The sequence below is a fragment of the Thermoactinomyces daqus genome, from assembly GCF_000763315.1.
In the GTDB taxonomy this organism is placed as follows: Bacteria; Bacillota; Bacilli; order Thermoactinomycetales; family Thermoactinomycetaceae; genus Thermoactinomyces_A; species Thermoactinomyces_A daqus.
This window is the reverse complement of record NZ_JPST01000003.1, coordinates 26,501-42,267: the sequence shown is the minus strand read 5'-3', so window position 1 is coordinate 42,267 and position 15,767 is coordinate 26,501. Positions and strand designations below refer to the sequence as shown.

Here is a 15,767-nt window from a genome sequence, read left to right as displayed (position 1 = left end):
AGATTCGGGAACGAATGTTCTTGTTTTTGTTTTTTCAGCCTGTTATGATTGAAACAGGAGGCGATTGCACATGATGGGGCATCGGTCGGATCGAAGATTTTACGCGCCGGCCGGTGCCCTTCTCCGCGTTGATGCAATCATCTTTACGAGCATTTTACCACTTTGGTTTTGCGAGAATTTCCCCCATTCACGCGGAATCCCCCAGCAGTAAGAAATGAATAAGGTGAAATGAGAATGGAATGGATTTTACTTACTGAAGATCATGAAATTCCTGAGGAAGAAAACCCGAGTTGGAAAAGGATCTGTCAATGCATTTGTAGTTTGGATGGAAAAGAAGCGACAAATTTCACGTTGGAATTGGTTGATGCAGGGACGCTGTATTGTGGAGGCGGTAATTTAATTAAAGGGGAAAAAAGATATATTGTGAATTATGTTTCAGAAGACGGAGAAGTGAATTGCAGTCTGATTGATCCCGCTGAAAGTGAAGAAGAATATTATGAGTTGACGATACAAACCAGTGAACTGTATCCTGCCAAATGGTGTGTTACACAAGATAAGGCAGTCGAAGCAATCAGGTATTTTTATGAGAATGGATCACGGTGTCAAGATCATTCTTGGGAGTACCTTGCGGGTGGTCCTGACTTATAAAGCAAGGCTCAGGGATCTTGTTGAAATACATCAAGGACAAAATCTAATGCAGTTTAAATGTAGTTTCAACTTCCTTACATCGCCAAATCGGGCATGTGGGGGAAGAGATATATGGGAGGAAGCAACGTCGCACGGACAAGTGGAAGAGTTGGAGACGATCGTTATCCTGATTTTATAGATTAAGTAGGTGAAAAAATTGAGTAAGCAATTGGAATGGGAATATTCTCATGGAGAGATTCAGTTAGATGACATTAGAAAAGTTGAGAAACAATTAGGAATCCGATTTCCTAGCGAATATAATGATATTATTTTAAAGTATCATCCTATTACAGTATCTCCCGATGTTCTTTACCTACCAGGTGTTCGAGATATTGTATTGACCGACTTTGCTTCGTTCAATCCCGATGCGGAACACGATCTTTATATCCTACTGATTTATGAATATATAAAAGATCGATTAGTCGGTATACGAAGCATCTGGAGATTGTCTTTGCTTTGACTACCGCAATGAAAAAGAAGAGCCGAAAATTGTTTTATGGGATCATGAAGAAGCGGCCATTGACAAAGAGAAAGGACTTTTCCCGATTTGTGATTCCTTTGGGGAGTTTCTTGAGCTACTGAAAAAAGGTTAAAAGGCCAGATGTTACTTTTGCATCTGATTGACGAAGCGGGCTGAATGCAATAATTAAAAATATGATCGTCGAGCGGGGATGAGGAATGGAACCGGTTTTGCGTAAATGGCACAAAGTCATGACAAAGTGTGGTTTTACAGTCGGTTCAACAGATGAGCATGTGATTAGTGAGATTAAAAAATCCTTGCATCTTAGTGAGAAACTCGTAACTTGGTATAGAAAGTTTGCTCCGAGAATGGGGGAATTGGATTTTGGCGGGAATCCAATCCAATTGTATGAACCGGAAGAGTTGGTCGATTTACAGATGAATTTCAGCCACAATTTGCGGAATATGCAAAAGGACCCGGATTGGATTGTAATCGCCGATAAAGGGTCAGACCCTTTCATTTTTGAGCAGAAAACGGAAAAGATTTACCATACGTGGCATGGACAAAGGAGTGTAAATTTAAGAAAAATTGCGCCTGATCTTGAAGGTTTTATTGAAGCTTTGACTGTGCTTGGTGAGATTTGTCATTTAAAATACGGAGGTCATTTTATGAACGATGAATGGGAGTTTGATAAAAAGATTTTGCAAGAAATCGGGATGAAGTTAGGTACGGTTCTGCCTGATGAGTGCGTGAAAAGCTGGATATTGATTTTAGAGTAACTTTTCAATTGAATGATGAGTTGGGGTCTTCCCGTCATAAGAGGAATTAACGCTAAATGAAGCAAGGTAAAAATGATTTTGCAAAACGGCCGCTTTTTACAGTATCGGAACAGTGAAGTATTTTAAGGTGATCCCAATGTATCAAAGTAAATTATTCTAATTGGAAAGGGTTCAGTTTGATGAACATCAAAGTTCCTGATTTTCACCATTTTTACCGGGGAAATGTAAAGTTCAAGACATATAATGGAGAAGCGGTTACAAGAAATATTTATGCTGGTAATATAAGTTTACCTTCTGGCCAAATTGTCGCATGTGATCCTTTCGTTTACGAAAGTACCGAACCGTTTATAAATAAAGTAAATCCGGGAGAGTATCCAGTAGTATTAAACGTTGTTCATTATCTCGATGATGACGACGAACGCATTGGTGCGGCGATGATCAGGTTTAAAGAAAGTCAGGCAGTACGCTGGGAAATGGCTTTGAAGGAAGGTCAGGATTTAAGTGAATTGGAAGAGGGTGAGGCTTTTGGCTACCCTGTTGACTGTGGTGTTGGCTGTTTTATGGATGATGAAATTTACAAAAAATACAAAAGTATATTGGATGAAAATCCTGAATACGATGATTTCATAATAGAGGAAATGGAGAAAAATTACGTGGATACCAGAGATTGGGCCAATCTAAAAATAGACCCGTTAGGTAACATTGTAATTTTTTCAAGCGGATTAGGTGATGGATATTATGTATCGTATTGGGGTTATGATGAGAAAGATGAAATCTGCTGTTTAGTGACTGATTTCGGTCTGTATGAAGGGAATAAAAATCGAAAGGCTGCTTTGTTAAACCAAAACGCCGAACTGCTTGACCCGAAATAAGCGCGTTCGGCGTTTTTGTATTGCCGGCGGGGACATCACTTACCTTGACGCAAGGTGTGAACGTTTTTGTTGTCGTATCCAAATTCCGGTACAATGGGGTTAGAGGTGGAGCAAAATGATCATATATCGTCCCAAGCAAAATCGTTTATATGGCCCGGCTGACACGGAACGAAGAAAACCGTCTGCCGGACGATCCGCTAGCGACGCCCGTGATCCGTTTGAAAAGGATTATGGGCGGATTATTCACAGTGCCGCTTTTCGCCGGTTGCAGTCAAAGACACAAGTGATCGGCGGCTATGCGGGCGATATTCACCGCACGAGACTTACCCATTCAATGGAAGTGGCCCAGATTGCAAGGGGGATTGCCATTCATCTTAACACCAACCATCCCTTTTTTCATGAGCATGCGCTTCTTGACGGCTCATTGGTGGAAGCGGCTGCTCTGGCCCATGATCTGGGGCATCCACCCTTCGGGCATCGGGGAGAGGTGGCGTTGAATCAATGCATGCGCGCCTTTGGCGGATTTGAAGGAAACGCCCATACTTTCCGGATTTTGACCCGGCTGGAGGGGGAGAAAGGGGAGTACGGCCTCAATTTGACGCGCGGGTTGCTGCTCTCCATCCTCAAGTACCCGATCCTGTTGGACGAAGCAGTGAACGAAAAGCAGTATGACCGCGAAAAGAAGGCCATTCCCCCAAAAGCGAGTGTTTTCAGCTGTGATCAGGAAGCATTTGCCTGGGTTCTCGCTTCATTTACCGATGAGGAAAAAGCGTACCTGACAAAAGTTGCGCCTGACCCGGAACGTCACACGCAAACACTGCACAAAACACTGGAGTGTTCGATTATCGAATTGGCTGACGACATCGCCTACGGTACCCATGATGTCGAAGATGCGCTCAATTTGCGGCTGATTCGCTTAAACCACCTCAAAGAATTGCTCTATCCATTCAAAAAACGGCTGGAATACCCCGAACTGATGGAGGCATGGTGCGAATTGGACGGGCTTGACCCGGAGCATGATCAGCTGAAGTATCGGCTGAAAAAAGTGATCGCTGCCGTCATTTCCACTTTCATCACCCAGATCCGGGCAGAGAAAACGTATGATACTTTTTCTTCGCCACGCCTCTTATACCGTGTCGAACTGCCGAAGGAGCTGCGCGATCTTCTGGACAGCCTCAAACGCTGGGTATCCGATGAAGTGATCGAATCACAACGGGTGCAAACGATTGCCTGGCGCGGGGCTTATGTGATTGAAAAACTGTTTTCCGCCTTTATGAACGATGACCGGCTCCTGACCGAACACGACCGTCACATGTGGAAACAGGTGGAGACAGAGGTTGAAAGAGCGCGAATAGTCTGTGACTATATCGCCGGAATGACGGATTCTTTCGCCATGAAAATGTTTGCGCGCCTGTACGGACAAAGCCGAAACTTCTTTGATTATTAAATTCTTGCTCGGCAGACCCTGGGGTGATATAGTAATTGTAAATATATAGAAATATTGTGTTTTTTTGAACAGCAGCAAAAGCTGATCAGGGACTTGGCATCAACCGGGATTTCGTCCCGGAAAGTCCCCTGGCTTTCATAGTCTTAATCTTTCGTTTATTACGGCAACGTTTGCAAGTTTTCTTCCGGGGTGGTGTGTTCATGATTTGGGGAATGAACAATTGTTCCAACGAGTTGGGGGAGATTTTAAACGTGCTGGATGAGAGTGTGCAACTGTTGAATCATGTCTCCAAAGAAAATGAACTGGCCATGGCGCGGGCGGTAAGGCAAAAAGTGGAGTGGACCCTGGAAAAAGTGATTGGCCGTGAATGGGTCGAAATCCACTCCGAGTTGCGTGAACTGATTTACTACCTGGATTTGACCTGTTTCAGCCTGTTGAACATGCGCGGTGAATCTTTTCCTGTCTATTTGCAGGAAGTAAATCAGCGGTACAGTTCATTGTTGCGTTCACTCTACGAGCTTTACCAGCACCGGATGGAACGGTGTCGAACCAATTCAATGATGTGATTGCTTAAACTGCATTCCCTTATTGGATGTAGTTTTTTTATATTTTTGCGAGCGAGATATTCACCTGGCTTCGGCTGTGGAGATGAGAGCCGGCGTCAGGTGAGGGTGTGAGTTGATTTTCACCTCTTTCGCATGCTTGACCACCTTTTGCTCTCTTCTTTTGCACCAAATGGATGGAGGAAACCTTTGTTTCCCTGCTGTGTGAATGGTGTGTTTCCGCCATAGACTTGCATGTCAGGTACATGGTGAAGAACCACAAGATGGAAAGATTCATCGCGGATGCGCCCTGATTTGAGCTTGCCGTCATGTTGGAGCAGCACAATCGGGACATCAGCATCGCCCAAAAACATTCTGCGAGGAAAGTTAAGACTGATCGCCGTGGAGCTCGCGGTTTGACTTGGTTTCCCGGTTGCAGGAGATGAAGAAAGGTTTTCCCTCCACTGAGACTGGGGAATGGTCAATGTAAAAATGAGCATGCTAGAAGATGAATGACAGCGATCAAGGAAAAAAGGGCCTACGTTGGACACCATGTCCTAAGTGAGTCAGAGACAGGTTTTTAAGCCGGATAATGAAAAAATTTCCAGATTACTGAAAATCAATTCATTTGATATTGACAAGATTAACCGGCAAACTGTACCATAAATAATACTGCAAAAACATAAAAATAACCCTATTAACTAGGGGTTGAATCGGGGTGAAATAGATGAAGAGAGCAAAAGCGCTGCTATCCATACTGATCGGTTTGGTTCTCGTTTTCTCATTTGCGACAGGTTGCAGTGTGCAAAATGGTGACCTGCTCACACAAATTAAAAAGCGCGGGACGATCCGAATCGGTACGGAGGGGACATATAAACCTTTCAGTTTTCACGATGAAAAAACGGAAAAACTGACGGGGTTTGATGTAGATGTCGCCACGGAAGTGGCCAAGCGCATGGGGGTGAAGGCCCAGTTTGTCGAAATCCCCTGGGATGGTATGCTGACCAGCTTAAAAACGGGGAAAATCGATATGGTTGCCAACCAGGTCGGCATTAAGCCGGAGCGCAAAACAAAATTCGATTTCTCCGAGCCGTATACCGTTTCTTACGCCCAGATCGTCGTCCGCAAGGATAATGATTCGATCAAGAGCGTAAAAGATCTCAAAGGAAAAAAAGCAGGGCAAACGCCTACCAGTAACTACGGGAAAATGGCGAAAGATGCCGGGGCGACCATCGTCGCTTATGAAGACATGATGAGCGCGATGAAAGATGTGGCTGCCGGACGCATCGATTTCAGCATGAACGATCGCCTGGCAGTGGCCGAAATGATGAAAACGACGAATTTGCCCTTGAAAACGGTCGGCGAACAGATGGAACGCTCTGAAAGTGCCTTCCCGGTGCCGAAAGGAAATCCTGAGCTTGTGAAAGCGATTAACCAAGCGTTAGACAGTATGAAAAAAGATGGTACGTTGAAGAAGATTTCAGAAAAATGGTTTGGTGTGGACGTAACTCAATAGAATTGCACTAAGATCTTGTTGTTGTCCTCTCTTATGGAAAGGAAGAACAAGATCTTATTTTTCTTCCATAATAAACTATTTTCTCTTTCCTTTTGTTACTATATTGTATGAGCATGGCTGGAATGAGCTAGTGCATCTGGATGCATATTAAGCAAAGAAATGTCGGTATGATTGAAGGAGTGTAACTAATGACTCAGTCTGCAATGGCAAAACCGTTTACGATGGTATTATTTGGCGCGACGGGGGATTTGGCGAAACGGAAATTGTTCCCTGCCCTGTTCAGCTTATACAAAAATAAATTCCTTCCCGAACACTTTCGTTTGATCGGGGTTGGCCGCTCCACACGAGATCATGAAGCCTTTCGCCAGTCAGTCAGGGAATCGATTGATTCGTTCGGACGCCTGAAAGTGGCGGATGAAAATGAATGGCAGCAATTTATCCAGCATTTCTATTACGCCGTGGCGGATGTGACGAATCCGGAAGGATATAAGGGGATCAAGGACCTTGTCGAGGAATATGAAAACAAATATCAAGTGCCGCCGAACCGCCTGTTTTATTTATCACTTGCCCCGGATTTGTTTGCGACTGTTTCCACCAACCTGAGATTGTCCGGTTTAACGGAAACGGGAGGCTGGAAACGCCTGATCATCGAGAAGCCGATTGGCCATGATTATGACTCGGCCAAAAAACTGAATGAACAAATCAAGCAGACGTTTACGGAGCAAGAGATTTACCGGATCGACCATTATCTCGGCAAAGAAATGGTGCAAAATATTGAGGTTATGCGCTTTGCCAACTCGCTGTTCGAGCCGATTTGGAACAATCATTACATCGAAAGCGTACAGATTACGGCCAGTGAAACGGTCGGTGTCGAAGATCGGGCCAGTTATTATGATCATGCGGGAGCATTGCGGGACATGGTGCAAAACCATATGTTGCAAATGCTGATGATGGTTTGCATGGAACCGCCGAGCCGCCTGAAAACCGAAGCGATTCATGACGAAAAAATCAAGGTTCTTCGTTCGCTTCGCAGGTATACGGAGGAAGAGGCGGGAAAATATATGATACGGGGCCAATACGTTGACGGGGAAATCAATGGAAAACCGGTTCCGGCATATCGGAATGAGAAAAATGTCGATCCCGGGTCCATGACGGAAACCTTTGTCGCCGGCAAGTTGTTCGTAGACAATTTGCGATGGGCCGGAGTACCGTTTTATATCCGCACAGGAAAACGCATGCCGGAAAAAATGACACAGATCATCATTGAATTCAAGGAAATGCCTAAAAATCTCTATTTCAACAAAGATAACAATCTCGGCCCCAATCTGTTGGTCATCAGCATTCAGCCGCAGGAAGGCGTCAATCTGATCCTCAACGCCAAAAAACCGGGTTCCGACAACCAGGTGATGCCGATTTCGATGGAATTCTGCAACAACTGTGAGCAAGGTTCGCCGGAAGCGTATGAATCGTTAATCTATGATGCGATTGTTGGTGATCAAACATTCTTCACGCATTGGGAGGAGGTCTCGCTCGCCTGGAAGTTTATCGATCCGATTCGCAGAGCCTGGGATGAAAATAGGCATCCGCTGACTTTCTACCGGAGCGGTTCGTGGGGACCGCAAGAAGCACATGATCTGTTGGCGGCGAATGGACATGTCTGGCGGCCTGCCATCGCCAAAGATATTTCCCGGATTGTCAAAGCCAATGAGGTTGTAACCAGATAAAAAGGGAGAGTTGAGTTGACCATGAAAATTTATGACGTTTCCATGCCGATCACAGAGGAGATGCCCGTATATAAAAATAAGGAAACAAAGAAACCAAGCATTCGCGTTGTTCAGGACTTTGATACGGCCACCGCGCGCGAATCCCGCATCGAAATGGATGTGCACTGCGGAACTCACGTCGATTCCCCGCTCCATATGCTTCCGGAAGGCGGGACCATGTCAACCATTCCAATTGAGCGATTGGTTGGGCAATGCCGGGTGCTTGACTTGACGGATGTCAAAGAAAGCATTACTCGTGCTGATTTGGAAAAACATGAAATCAAAGAAGGCGAGTTTCTTCTCTTTAAAACGCGGAATTCCTGGGAAGATGTATTTGATTTTGAATTTGTGTTTTTAGCCGAAGACGGAGCCAAGTACTTAATTGAAAAAGGGGTCAGAGGGGTTGGAACCGATGCGCTGGGTATCGAACGGGCCCAGCCTGGTCATCCGACGCATAAAAGCCTGTTCCGTGCAGATATTTTAATCATGGAAGGGCTTCGGTTGAAAGAGGTTCCAGCCGGAACCTATTTTATGGTTGCTGCCCCGATCAAGTTGGTTCATACAGAAGCAGCACCGGCACGCGTTTTGCTTTTTGAAGGAATCGGTGCATAAGAATGTTGGCGGCCCTATTCACCATAGTGGCCGTCATTTTTATTGACAAGAACATGTTTTGAATTTAAGATGATAACATTATTAAATAGAAGAAAACCGATTAAAAAAGATTGAATTAGGTGAAACCAACATGGACTTTTTGGGAACGATACAGTGGCAGAATTTGTTTGATATTGATTTGGCTGAGCGAAATGCTTCGTTTATTTTAAATGGCATCGTGGCAACGGTTTGGATCAGCATCACTGCGATGGCAATCGGCTTGTTGATCGGTCTCTTCACCGCCATGGCCAGGATGTCAAAACGATGGATTTTGCAAGGAATTGCCCGTATTTATATTTCGATCATCCGCGGAACACCGTTGTTGGTTCAACTCTTTATTCTTTATTTTGGCCTTCCGGTCATCGGAGTTACCCTGACACCGACAGCAGCGGGGCTGATTGGCCTTTCTATGAACGTGGGGGCTTATGCGGCTGAAACGATTCGCGGTTCGCTTGCTTCCATTCCCAAAGGGCAGTGGGAAGCGGCTGCTTCGCTGAACATGACCTATTGGCAGACGATGCGCCGCGTCATTATTCCGCAAGCGGCACGCGTCGCCTTGCCCTCGTTGATGAACAGTTTTTTGAGCCTGGTGAAAGATACCTCGCTGTTGGCGATGATTACAGTGAACGAGATGTTTTATCGCGCCAAAATCGTGGGTGGACGGGAATTTGATTATATGACGCCTTATATTCTCGTCGCCGTCTATTATTGGATCGTCTGCACGGTGTTAAATTATGCACAGCAAAAATTGGAAAAACGTTATGGCCGATATGCGGGATAGAAGGGAGGTACGGCGATGATTCAAGTGAAGAATCTGCAAAAATCATTTGGCAACCTTCAAGTTTTGACCGGGATTGACCTGGAGATCGAAAAAGGTTCAGTGGTCTGCATCATCGGGCCCAGCGGTTCGGGGAAGTCGACCTTCTTGCGCTGCCTCAATCTGCTTGAGATTCCCGATCAGGGTGAACTCTCCATCGGCGGGGAAACGATCTCGATTGCCGGCGGAAAAGTATCGCCGAAAGAGATTAAAAAACTGCGCGCCAAAACGGGAATGGTGTTTCAAAGTTTTAACCTCTTTCCACACCGTACCGTTTTGGAAAACGTGGTGGAAGGCCCGGTTGTTGTAAAAGGGGAGGACAAGGCCGAAGCCCGCAAAAAGGCGGAACGACTTTTGGAAAAAGTGGGATTGGCAGAGAAAAAAGATGTATTTCTGGGACAGCTTTCCGGCGGCCAGCAGCAACGTGTGGCCATTGCCCGCGCTCTGGCGATGGAGCCGGAAGTGTTGCTTTTTGATGAGCCTACCTCTGCGCTTGATCCCGAATTGGTGGGCGAAGTGTTGAAGACGATGAAAGAACTGGCCAAGGAGAAACAGACGATGGTGATTGTGACGCATGAGATGTCCTTTGCACGTGATGTCGCCGATCTTGTCGTCTTTATGGATCACGGGAAAATTGTGGAGATGGGCAGGCCGGAAGAAGTGTTTACCTCTCCGCGGGAACAGCGGACCCGGCAATTTCTGGCCAAACTCCTGGAACGTTGAAGATAACGATTGGTTTGCACAGCCCAAGTGGAGATTACTTTTCCGAGAGCGATTCAGGAAAAGGTTAAAAAAGGGGGTGCTTGCCAATCGTTTTTTATTTCGGATTTGAGAGAGCGGTGAGCCCTCTCCCGTCCGAATATCGCTTTCATTCCGGCTTGAGAAACTGGCGGCGTTTTCAGCAAAAAGTCCCTTTTATTTGTCCGGTATGTTAACATATAAGTAAAGGTGTGCAGGAGAGTTTTCCTTGATTCATGAATAAGATAGACAACAGGAGGATACCCTTACGGATGAGGTTTAATGAATACGGGTTATTGGATCCAGGGGATTATGTTATGACATTCGACAAGCTCCGGCAATCGATTCTGGTGAAAGGGGAAGAAAATTCGCTTTTGCCATGGGATGCATATTGGCGAAACCGGCTGGTTGATAATTTGGAGTTTTGTGTCCGTCAGCTGTGGGCATGCGGAATTGAAGAGATTTACATTGACGGTTCCTTTGTCACGGATAAGTATCAGCCGGAAGACATTGACGGTTATTTTGTCCCGCGAAATGAACAGGAAATTTTTGACGGAACGCTGCTCGCAAAGTTAAACCAGCTTGATCCTTACAAATGCTGGGGATGGAATCGCCACCGGTTTGATGAATACGGCAACTTGCAACTGGAGATGTGGTATCGCTACCGGGTGGAACTGTTTCCGCACTGTACGGGGGTATATTCCGGGATTACCAATGAAGAGGGGAAAAACATGAAGTTTGACGAGTTTTTTCGCAAGGACAGGGATTTTGGAATTGAAAAGGGCATTGTAAAATTGATGAAAGGATGAAGACTGTGATTAAGACGGAAATGGAATACAAGCGTAGTTTGGAGAGGATTCGCGAACAGGAGCGGCTGTTGGAAGAACAGAGGCGGGAATTGGAACAGATGGGGTTGAGCGAGGAACAGATCGAAAGAGGGTTGGCCCCGTCCCGCTTTTTTGGCGAACGGCTGAAACAGGAGATCAGGGAATACGAACGGCATAAGGCGGGCGATTTCGATATGACTTGCACCTTTGACAATATCGGGCGCAAGCTGATCGCTTTTCGGATCTACAAGGGATTGTCACAGGCGGAACTGGCCAAGCGCCTGGGGGTCACGCCGCCGCAGGTTTCGCGGGATGAGCGGAATGAGTATGGCGGAGCCAGCATGGAAAAGATCAAGCAGGTGTTGAAGGCCTTGGAGATGGATGTTTTGATTGTGCCAAACAATTATGAACGCGCTCTGGGGTAAATATGAATAAAGAAAACGCGGCTGCAGGCAAGCTGTTTGGGTTGTTTTTCTATCGGCGTGGAGGGTGCAATTCTCAAGGGGGAAGCACCCGAACCGGACGAAACCTGTTCGGGAATGTTGTCAACAATCTGAGCGGCTCTGGCAAGCCGTTTTTTTATTCGTTATAACCAGATTTTTTGATTCGTGAGGTTTTGCTGCGGGGTGTCGACATAAAAGAGTCCCGCATTGATTACGCTGATTTCAACCCGGGGATGAAACTGCCAGACGATTTCTTCCCGACGTCGTTTCTTCTCTTTCTGGATTTCATCCGGCATGGAAGGTTCATCAGGGTAAAAAACGTCCAGCCGCTCAAGCTCGGATTGCAGCCGTTTTTCAGCTTCTTCCGCCCAGGTCAGGTCTTCGCACCGGATCGTTTCCTCCAGATAATATTCCAGTTCACCGACCGCCTCAACCACCTGCAGTCGCGGTTCAACCGTATAGCGTTTGGCGGGGAGTCTGTTCGACCAGCGCCGGTCTTTGATCACCTCATAAAAGCCTTCCCGGATGGTTCCGTCATTCAAATTGATTCCCAGAGAGCAGAGCCGGTCCCGTTTTTGATCACAAACATAAGAAACCTTATAGTTGACGGCGAGCCATGGGCTGTAGGGTTTGGTCAAATCGGTATAAGCCGGTTCATATCGCGGTTCCTCATACAACCGCACAAATTTGCCGTGCTTTTGCGCGGATTGGAGAATCTTCGCAAAGCGCGGAGTGCCGTAAAAAAGATGTTCACCGCGAATTTCTTCAGGATGGTTCTCGGGATCAAAGACGAACGAGAGCCGAACCGGCTGTGGCGGCAGGTTCATCCGTTCCACATACATCCAGTAAAAGGGGCGATTGAGCAAATCCTTGTCGGCATGAATGGACAGCTGCGTGAGCAGATAGGTTGGGCCGGATTCAAGGATGTGGCAATCATTCAATTTCAGATACCGTTCCGTAAATTCCCTAACCTTCTTCTGATCCATAGAGAAGCAGTTCCTCCTCTTCTTTCTGCTTTTCCACCTCTTGTTTCTTCTGATGGAATTGATCTCCCCATTTGCTCAATTCCTGCCTGATGCGGTCATCGTCGGCAGATTCCAACACCAGCTTCATCAGATTTTGTTCAATGGTTGACGCTCCGTCCACTTTTTCCAGAATGGTTTCCAACTCTCCGATCACCGATTCAAACAGCCGGATTTTTTCATGCAACAGCCAGATAATATGTTCTTCGATCGTATTGATGGTGGAGAAATTGTAAATGTGTACATCTTTCGTTTGCCCCAGGCGGTGGATCCTCCCGATTCGCTGTTCGACGCGCATTGGGTTCCAGGGCATGTCAAAATTGATCATGTGATGGCAAAATTGCAGGTTAATCCCTTCCCCGCCTGCTTCCGTGGCAATCATGACCTGAGCCCGTTTTTGAAAAATCTCCATCATCCAGTCTTTTTTGTTGCGATTAAAACCGCCGCGAAACGGAACGGCATGAATTCCCGCTTTGGCCAGTTCGCGGATCAGCATCTCTTGGGTGGCGCGATACTCGGTAAATAAAATCACTTTTTCCGGAGCGATCTGTTTGATCAGTTCCACTGCGGCATTCACTTTGGAGGAACGGGTCACTTTTCGTAACAGTTCAATGAGATGGGCCACTTCCGGGGACAGATTCTCTTTTCCCTGCTCCCCTTTTTGAAATAGCTTGAATAAAGTATGAAAAACAGCGTCCCGGCTTGAGCAGACCTCTTTTTGCAGAACGAACAGCGCCAGCATGCTTTTCAAGTCGGTTCCGCGACGGTAGCGATCGCGCACGAACTCGGTGATGCCTTCATAAAGAAGGCGTTCTTCTTCTGAGAGTTCGATGGGGATCGTCTGCACCAGACGCCGCGTCAGGTGAAGGTTGCTGTCGCGTCGGCGGTTGCGAATCAGAACGCGCCTGATTTCTTCACGCAACTGTGCTTCATTTTTCGCTTTCCGTTTGCCGGCGACGTAATCACTTTGGAATTGGGACTGTTTCCCCAGTTGTCCCGGTTTTAGCAGGGTGACGAGATTATAAAGCTCTTCTATTTCGTTTTGCACCGGGGTGGCGGTGAGAAGCAGGCAATATTTTTTTTTCAGGTCATTGATGAATTGCCAGTTTTTCGTGCGGCGATTTTTTAATTTGTGGGCTTCGTCAACGATCACCATATCATAGTGCTGATTCAGCACATAGTCGCGGTGAGGTTCTCTCTTGGCCGTATCGAGGGAAGCGACGATAATCTCGTATTTGTCCCACATCCAGGCTTTTTTCTGGGCGACGGCGGGAATTTGAAATTTTTGATTTAATTCCCTCGTCCACTGCAGGACAAGCGAAGAGGGAACAAGGATTAATGCCCGTTTCACCAGGCCGCGCAGCAGATATTCTTTCAGGATGAGACCGGCCTCGATTGTTTTGCCCAGTCCCACTTCATCTGCGAGGATCGCGCGTCCGCGCATCTCATTGATCACGCGTTCCACCACATCGATTTGATGAGGGAGTGGACGAAACCCTTGTATTTGTTTTAAACTTTGGATAGATTCAAACGAGGGAATCATTTCAGTTTCGGCCGCTTCCAGCGCCAATTGAAAACGTTCCCAAGTTGCCCAGTCACTGTCTGTCTCGATTCTTTTCAGGAATTGGTGAAGCCACTCTCGATCCATCCGTATCGGGAGTGTATACATGAGATTCTCCACCTTTCTTTTACGATCAATGGAAGTTCCGTAATAGTATGTCTCAGTTTAAAAAAATGCATACGGAACAAAAACGAACAATATCATCATTTTTTCTCGTATTTGATCGTATTTTCTGGTACAATACAAATATCATAATGGGATATTGTTCAGCGGTTGAAGGCGGGAGGAGAGACCACATCTTGTGGCGCCGAAGGAGCAAACCGATGAGGTGAATCTCTCAGGCAAAAGGAGGCCCGCTGGACGCATCTCTGGAGAGCGCTCGCTTTGATGCCGAGCCACCTACGGGGCAACTCTGCTTAATGCAGCAGGGAAACTCTCTGGTAATAAGGACAGAGGAATCACCAACCAACAGCGGTGGTGAATCTCTCTGTCTTTTTTATATATGGAAACAAGTGAGGTGCATGGTATGGCAGAACTGAAAAAGACACCGCTTCATTCGGTTTACTGCGAAGAAGCCAAAATGGTACCTTTTGGCGGATGGGAAATGCCGGTTCAATTTTCGGGAATCAAGCAGGAACACGAAACCGTCCGCACGCGCGCCGGTTTGTTCGACGTGTCCCATATGGGGGAAGTACTGGTGAAGGGACCGGACGCGCTCGAGCTGATCCAGCGTCTGACGACGAACGATGCGGCGAAATTGAACGTGGGCGATGCCCAGTACTCGATCATGTGTTACGAAAACGGGGGAACGGTGGACGATTTGCTGGTTTACCGTATCGGAGAGCAGGAGTACTGGCTGGTCATCAATGCGGCCAATATCGAAAAAGATGTCAAGTGGATTTTGAAACACCGTCAGGGCGATGTAACGGTGGAAAACATTTCGGATCAGATTGCCCAATTGGCTTTGCAGGGGCCGTCGGCAGAGACCGTATTGCAAAAGCTGACCGATACGGATTTGTCGGAGATCAAGTTTTTTAAATTTAAAAATGACGTCGCACTGGCCGGGGTAAAAGGGCTTGTATCCCGTACCGGATACACCGGGGAAGATGGATTTGAAATCTATTTGCCGGCAAGCGACGCCCCTAAACTGTGGCAGGCTATTCTCGAAGCAGGAAAGGAAGCGGGAGTTCTGCCGTGTGGCCTGGGTGCGCGCGATACACTGCGGTTTGAAGCGCGGCTCCCCCTGTACGGACAGGAATTGAGCGAAACGATTACCCCGATCGAAGCGGGACTCGGTTTTGCCGTAAAACCGGAAAAAGGAGATTTTATCGGCCGTGAGGTGCTGGCCGTGCAAAAAGCGGAAGGAGCTCCGCGCAAGCTGGTCGGTTTGGAAATGATCGACCGCGGCATTCCGCGAACCCATTATCCCGTCTATCACGGTGAGGAAAAAATCGGCGAAGTGACGACGGGAACACAATCACCGACCTTAAAGAAAAACGTGGGACTTGCGTTGATCAATGCGGAATATGCCAATCCCGGTGAAGAGGTTGAGGTGGAAATCCGCGGCAAACGCCTGAAAGCAATCGTGGTGAAAACCCCTTTCTATAAGCGCGCCAAATAACCGAAGTGGTGGTAGGAGGAT

At 46.8% G+C, this 15,767-nt stretch carries 17 protein-coding genes and 1 riboswitch; of the genes, 15 read left to right on the top strand and 2 right to left on the bottom strand.

Annotated features, from left to right (window positions below; genetic code table 11):
- Positions 1 to 234 precede the first annotated feature (234 nt).
- The 14 genes from JG50_RS0100645 to JG50_RS0100580 all read left to right on the top strand — a co-directional run bounded on the left by JG50_RS0100645 (position 235) and on the right by JG50_RS0100580 (position 11,524).
- Complete coding sequence (locus JG50_RS0100645; RefSeq protein WP_033099181.1) at positions 235 to 648, top strand: Imm1 family immunity protein; 414 nt, start codon at positions 235 to 237, stop codon at positions 646 to 648.
- 196 nt (positions 649 to 844) lie between these two features.
- A complete protein-coding gene (locus tag JG50_RS0100635) occupies positions 845 to 1,147 on the top strand; it encodes an SMI1/KNR4 family protein (RefSeq protein WP_033099179.1) in 303 nt (100 codons plus the stop codon).
- A 28-nt stretch (positions 1,148 to 1,175) separates the two neighbouring features.
- A complete protein-coding gene (locus tag JG50_RS21040; RefSeq protein ID WP_374057976.1) occupies positions 1,176 to 1,280 on the top strand; it encodes a hypothetical protein in 105 nt (34 codons plus the stop codon).
- A gap of 85 nt (positions 1,281 to 1,365) precedes the next feature.
- The gene (locus tag JG50_RS0100630; protein WP_033099178.1) at positions 1,366 to 1,926 is read left to right on the top strand and encodes a hypothetical protein; all 561 of its coding nucleotides are present in this window, start codon (positions 1,366 to 1,368) and stop codon (positions 1,924 to 1,926) included.
- Between the two features lie 179 nt (positions 1,927 to 2,105).
- Entirely contained in the window at positions 2,106 to 2,798 is a 693-nt protein-coding gene (locus JG50_RS0100625; RefSeq protein WP_052153855.1) for a DUF4241 domain-containing protein, read from the top strand.
- A gap of 115 nt (positions 2,799 to 2,913) precedes the next feature.
- Positions 2,914 to 4,245, top strand: a complete 1,332-nt coding sequence (locus JG50_RS0100620; protein ID WP_052153854.1) for an anti-phage deoxyguanosine triphosphatase — start codon at positions 2,914 to 2,916, stop codon at positions 4,243 to 4,245.
- A 200-nt stretch (positions 4,246 to 4,445) separates the two neighbouring features.
- Positions 4,446 to 4,811: a hypothetical protein gene (locus tag JG50_RS0100615; RefSeq protein ID WP_033099177.1), complete on the top strand. Its 366-nt coding sequence runs from the start codon at positions 4,446 to 4,448 to the stop codon at positions 4,809 to 4,811.
- 703 nt (positions 4,812 to 5,514) lie between these two features.
- Positions 5,515 to 6,303, top strand: a complete 789-nt coding sequence (locus JG50_RS0100610) for a transporter substrate-binding domain-containing protein (RefSeq protein ID WP_033099176.1) — start codon at positions 5,515 to 5,517, stop codon at positions 6,301 to 6,303.
- Between the two features lie 188 nt (positions 6,304 to 6,491).
- A complete protein-coding gene (gene zwf, locus JG50_RS0100605) occupies positions 6,492 to 8,027 on the top strand; it encodes a glucose-6-phosphate dehydrogenase (protein WP_081943627.1) in 1,536 nt (511 codons plus the stop codon).
- 21 nt (positions 8,028 to 8,048) lie between these two features.
- Entirely contained in the window at positions 8,049 to 8,678 is a 630-nt protein-coding gene (locus JG50_RS0100600) for a cyclase family protein (RefSeq protein WP_033099342.1), read from the top strand.
- A gap of 139 nt (positions 8,679 to 8,817) precedes the next feature.
- A complete protein-coding gene (locus JG50_RS0100595) occupies positions 8,818 to 9,498 on the top strand; it encodes an amino acid ABC transporter permease (protein WP_033099341.1) in 681 nt (226 codons plus the stop codon).
- 15 nt (positions 9,499 to 9,513) lie between these two features.
- On the top strand, positions 9,514 to 10,257 hold the full coding sequence (locus JG50_RS0100590; protein WP_033099175.1) for an amino acid ABC transporter ATP-binding protein: 744 nt from the start codon (positions 9,514 to 9,516) through the stop codon (positions 10,255 to 10,257).
- Between the two features lie 251 nt (positions 10,258 to 10,508).
- The gene (locus JG50_RS0100585) at positions 10,509 to 11,081 is read left to right on the top strand and encodes a DUF6932 family protein (RefSeq protein ID WP_374057975.1); all 573 of its coding nucleotides are present in this window, start codon (positions 10,509 to 10,511) and stop codon (positions 11,079 to 11,081) included.
- 5 nt (positions 11,082 to 11,086) lie between these two features.
- Positions 11,087 to 11,524 (top strand): helix-turn-helix domain-containing protein, encoded by a 438-nt coding sequence (locus JG50_RS0100580; protein WP_052153853.1) that lies wholly within the window; start codon positions 11,087 to 11,089, stop codon positions 11,522 to 11,524.
- Positions 11,525 to 11,685: 161 nt separating this feature from the next.
- Here the strand turns inward: JG50_RS0100580 and JG50_RS0100575 are convergent, their stop codons facing one another.
- On the bottom strand, positions 11,686 to 12,528 hold the full coding sequence (locus JG50_RS0100575) for a YqhG family protein (protein ID WP_033099173.1): 843 nt from the start codon (positions 12,526 to 12,528) through the stop codon (positions 11,686 to 11,688).
- Positions 12,509 to 14,233, bottom strand: a complete 1,725-nt coding sequence (locus tag JG50_RS0100570; RefSeq protein ID WP_052153852.1) for a DEAD/DEAH box helicase — start codon at positions 14,231 to 14,233, stop codon at positions 12,509 to 12,511. Before JG50_RS0100570 ends, JG50_RS0100575 begins: the two co-directional genes overlap by 20 nt.
- Before the next feature lie 165 nt (positions 14,234 to 14,398).
- Positions 14,399 to 14,488: riboswitch (glycine riboswitch) on the top strand.
- Between the two features lie 163 nt (positions 14,489 to 14,651).
- On the opposite strand from JG50_RS0100570, the gene gcvT reads away from it, so the two are divergent.
- A complete protein-coding gene (gene gcvT / locus JG50_RS0100565) occupies positions 14,652 to 15,746 on the top strand; it encodes a glycine cleavage system aminomethyltransferase GcvT (protein ID WP_033099172.1) in 1,095 nt (364 codons plus the stop codon).
- Positions 15,747 to 15,767 lie beyond the last annotated feature (21 nt).

What these genes read in the sequence shown, in the direction of transcription:
- JG50_RS0100645 (WP_033099181.1), top strand. Translation starts at nt 235, where the DNA reads ATGGAATGGATTTTACTTACTGAAGATCATGAAATTCCTGAGGAAGAA.
- JG50_RS0100630 (WP_033099178.1), top strand. Translation starts at nt 1,366, where the DNA reads ATGGAACCGGTTTTGCGTAAATGGCACAAAGTCATGACAAAGTGTGGT.
- JG50_RS0100625 (WP_052153855.1), top strand. Translation starts at nt 2,106, where the DNA reads ATGAACATCAAAGTTCCTGATTTTCACCATTTTTACCGGGGAAATGTA.
- JG50_RS0100620 (WP_052153854.1), top strand. Translation starts at nt 2,914, where the DNA reads ATGATCATATATCGTCCCAAGCAAAATCGTTTATATGGCCCGGCTGAC.
- JG50_RS0100615 (WP_033099177.1), top strand. Translation starts at nt 4,446, where the DNA reads ATGATTTGGGGAATGAACAATTGTTCCAACGAGTTGGGGGAGATTTTA.
- JG50_RS0100610 (WP_033099176.1), top strand. Translation starts at nt 5,515, where the DNA reads ATGAAGAGAGCAAAAGCGCTGCTATCCATACTGATCGGTTTGGTTCTC.
- zwf (WP_081943627.1), top strand. Translation starts at nt 6,492, where the DNA reads ATGACTCAGTCTGCAATGGCAAAACCGTTTACGATGGTATTATTTGGC.
- JG50_RS0100600 (WP_033099342.1), top strand. Translation starts at nt 8,049, where the DNA reads ATGAAAATTTATGACGTTTCCATGCCGATCACAGAGGAGATGCCCGTA.
- JG50_RS0100590 (WP_033099175.1), top strand. Translation starts at nt 9,514, where the DNA reads ATGATTCAAGTGAAGAATCTGCAAAAATCATTTGGCAACCTTCAAGTT.
- JG50_RS0100585 (WP_374057975.1), top strand. Translation starts at nt 10,509, where the DNA reads ATGAATAAGATAGACAACAGGAGGATACCCTTACGGATGAGGTTTAAT.
- JG50_RS0100575 (WP_033099173.1), bottom strand. Translation starts at nt 12,528, where the DNA reads ATGGATCAGAAGAAGGTTAGGGAATTTACGGAACGGTATCTGAAATTG.
- JG50_RS0100570 (WP_052153852.1), bottom strand. Translation starts at nt 14,233, where the DNA reads ATGTATACACTCCCGATACGGATGGATCGAGAGTGGCTTCACCAATTC.
- gcvT (WP_033099172.1), top strand. Translation starts at nt 14,652, where the DNA reads ATGGCAGAACTGAAAAAGACACCGCTTCATTCGGTTTACTGCGAAGAA.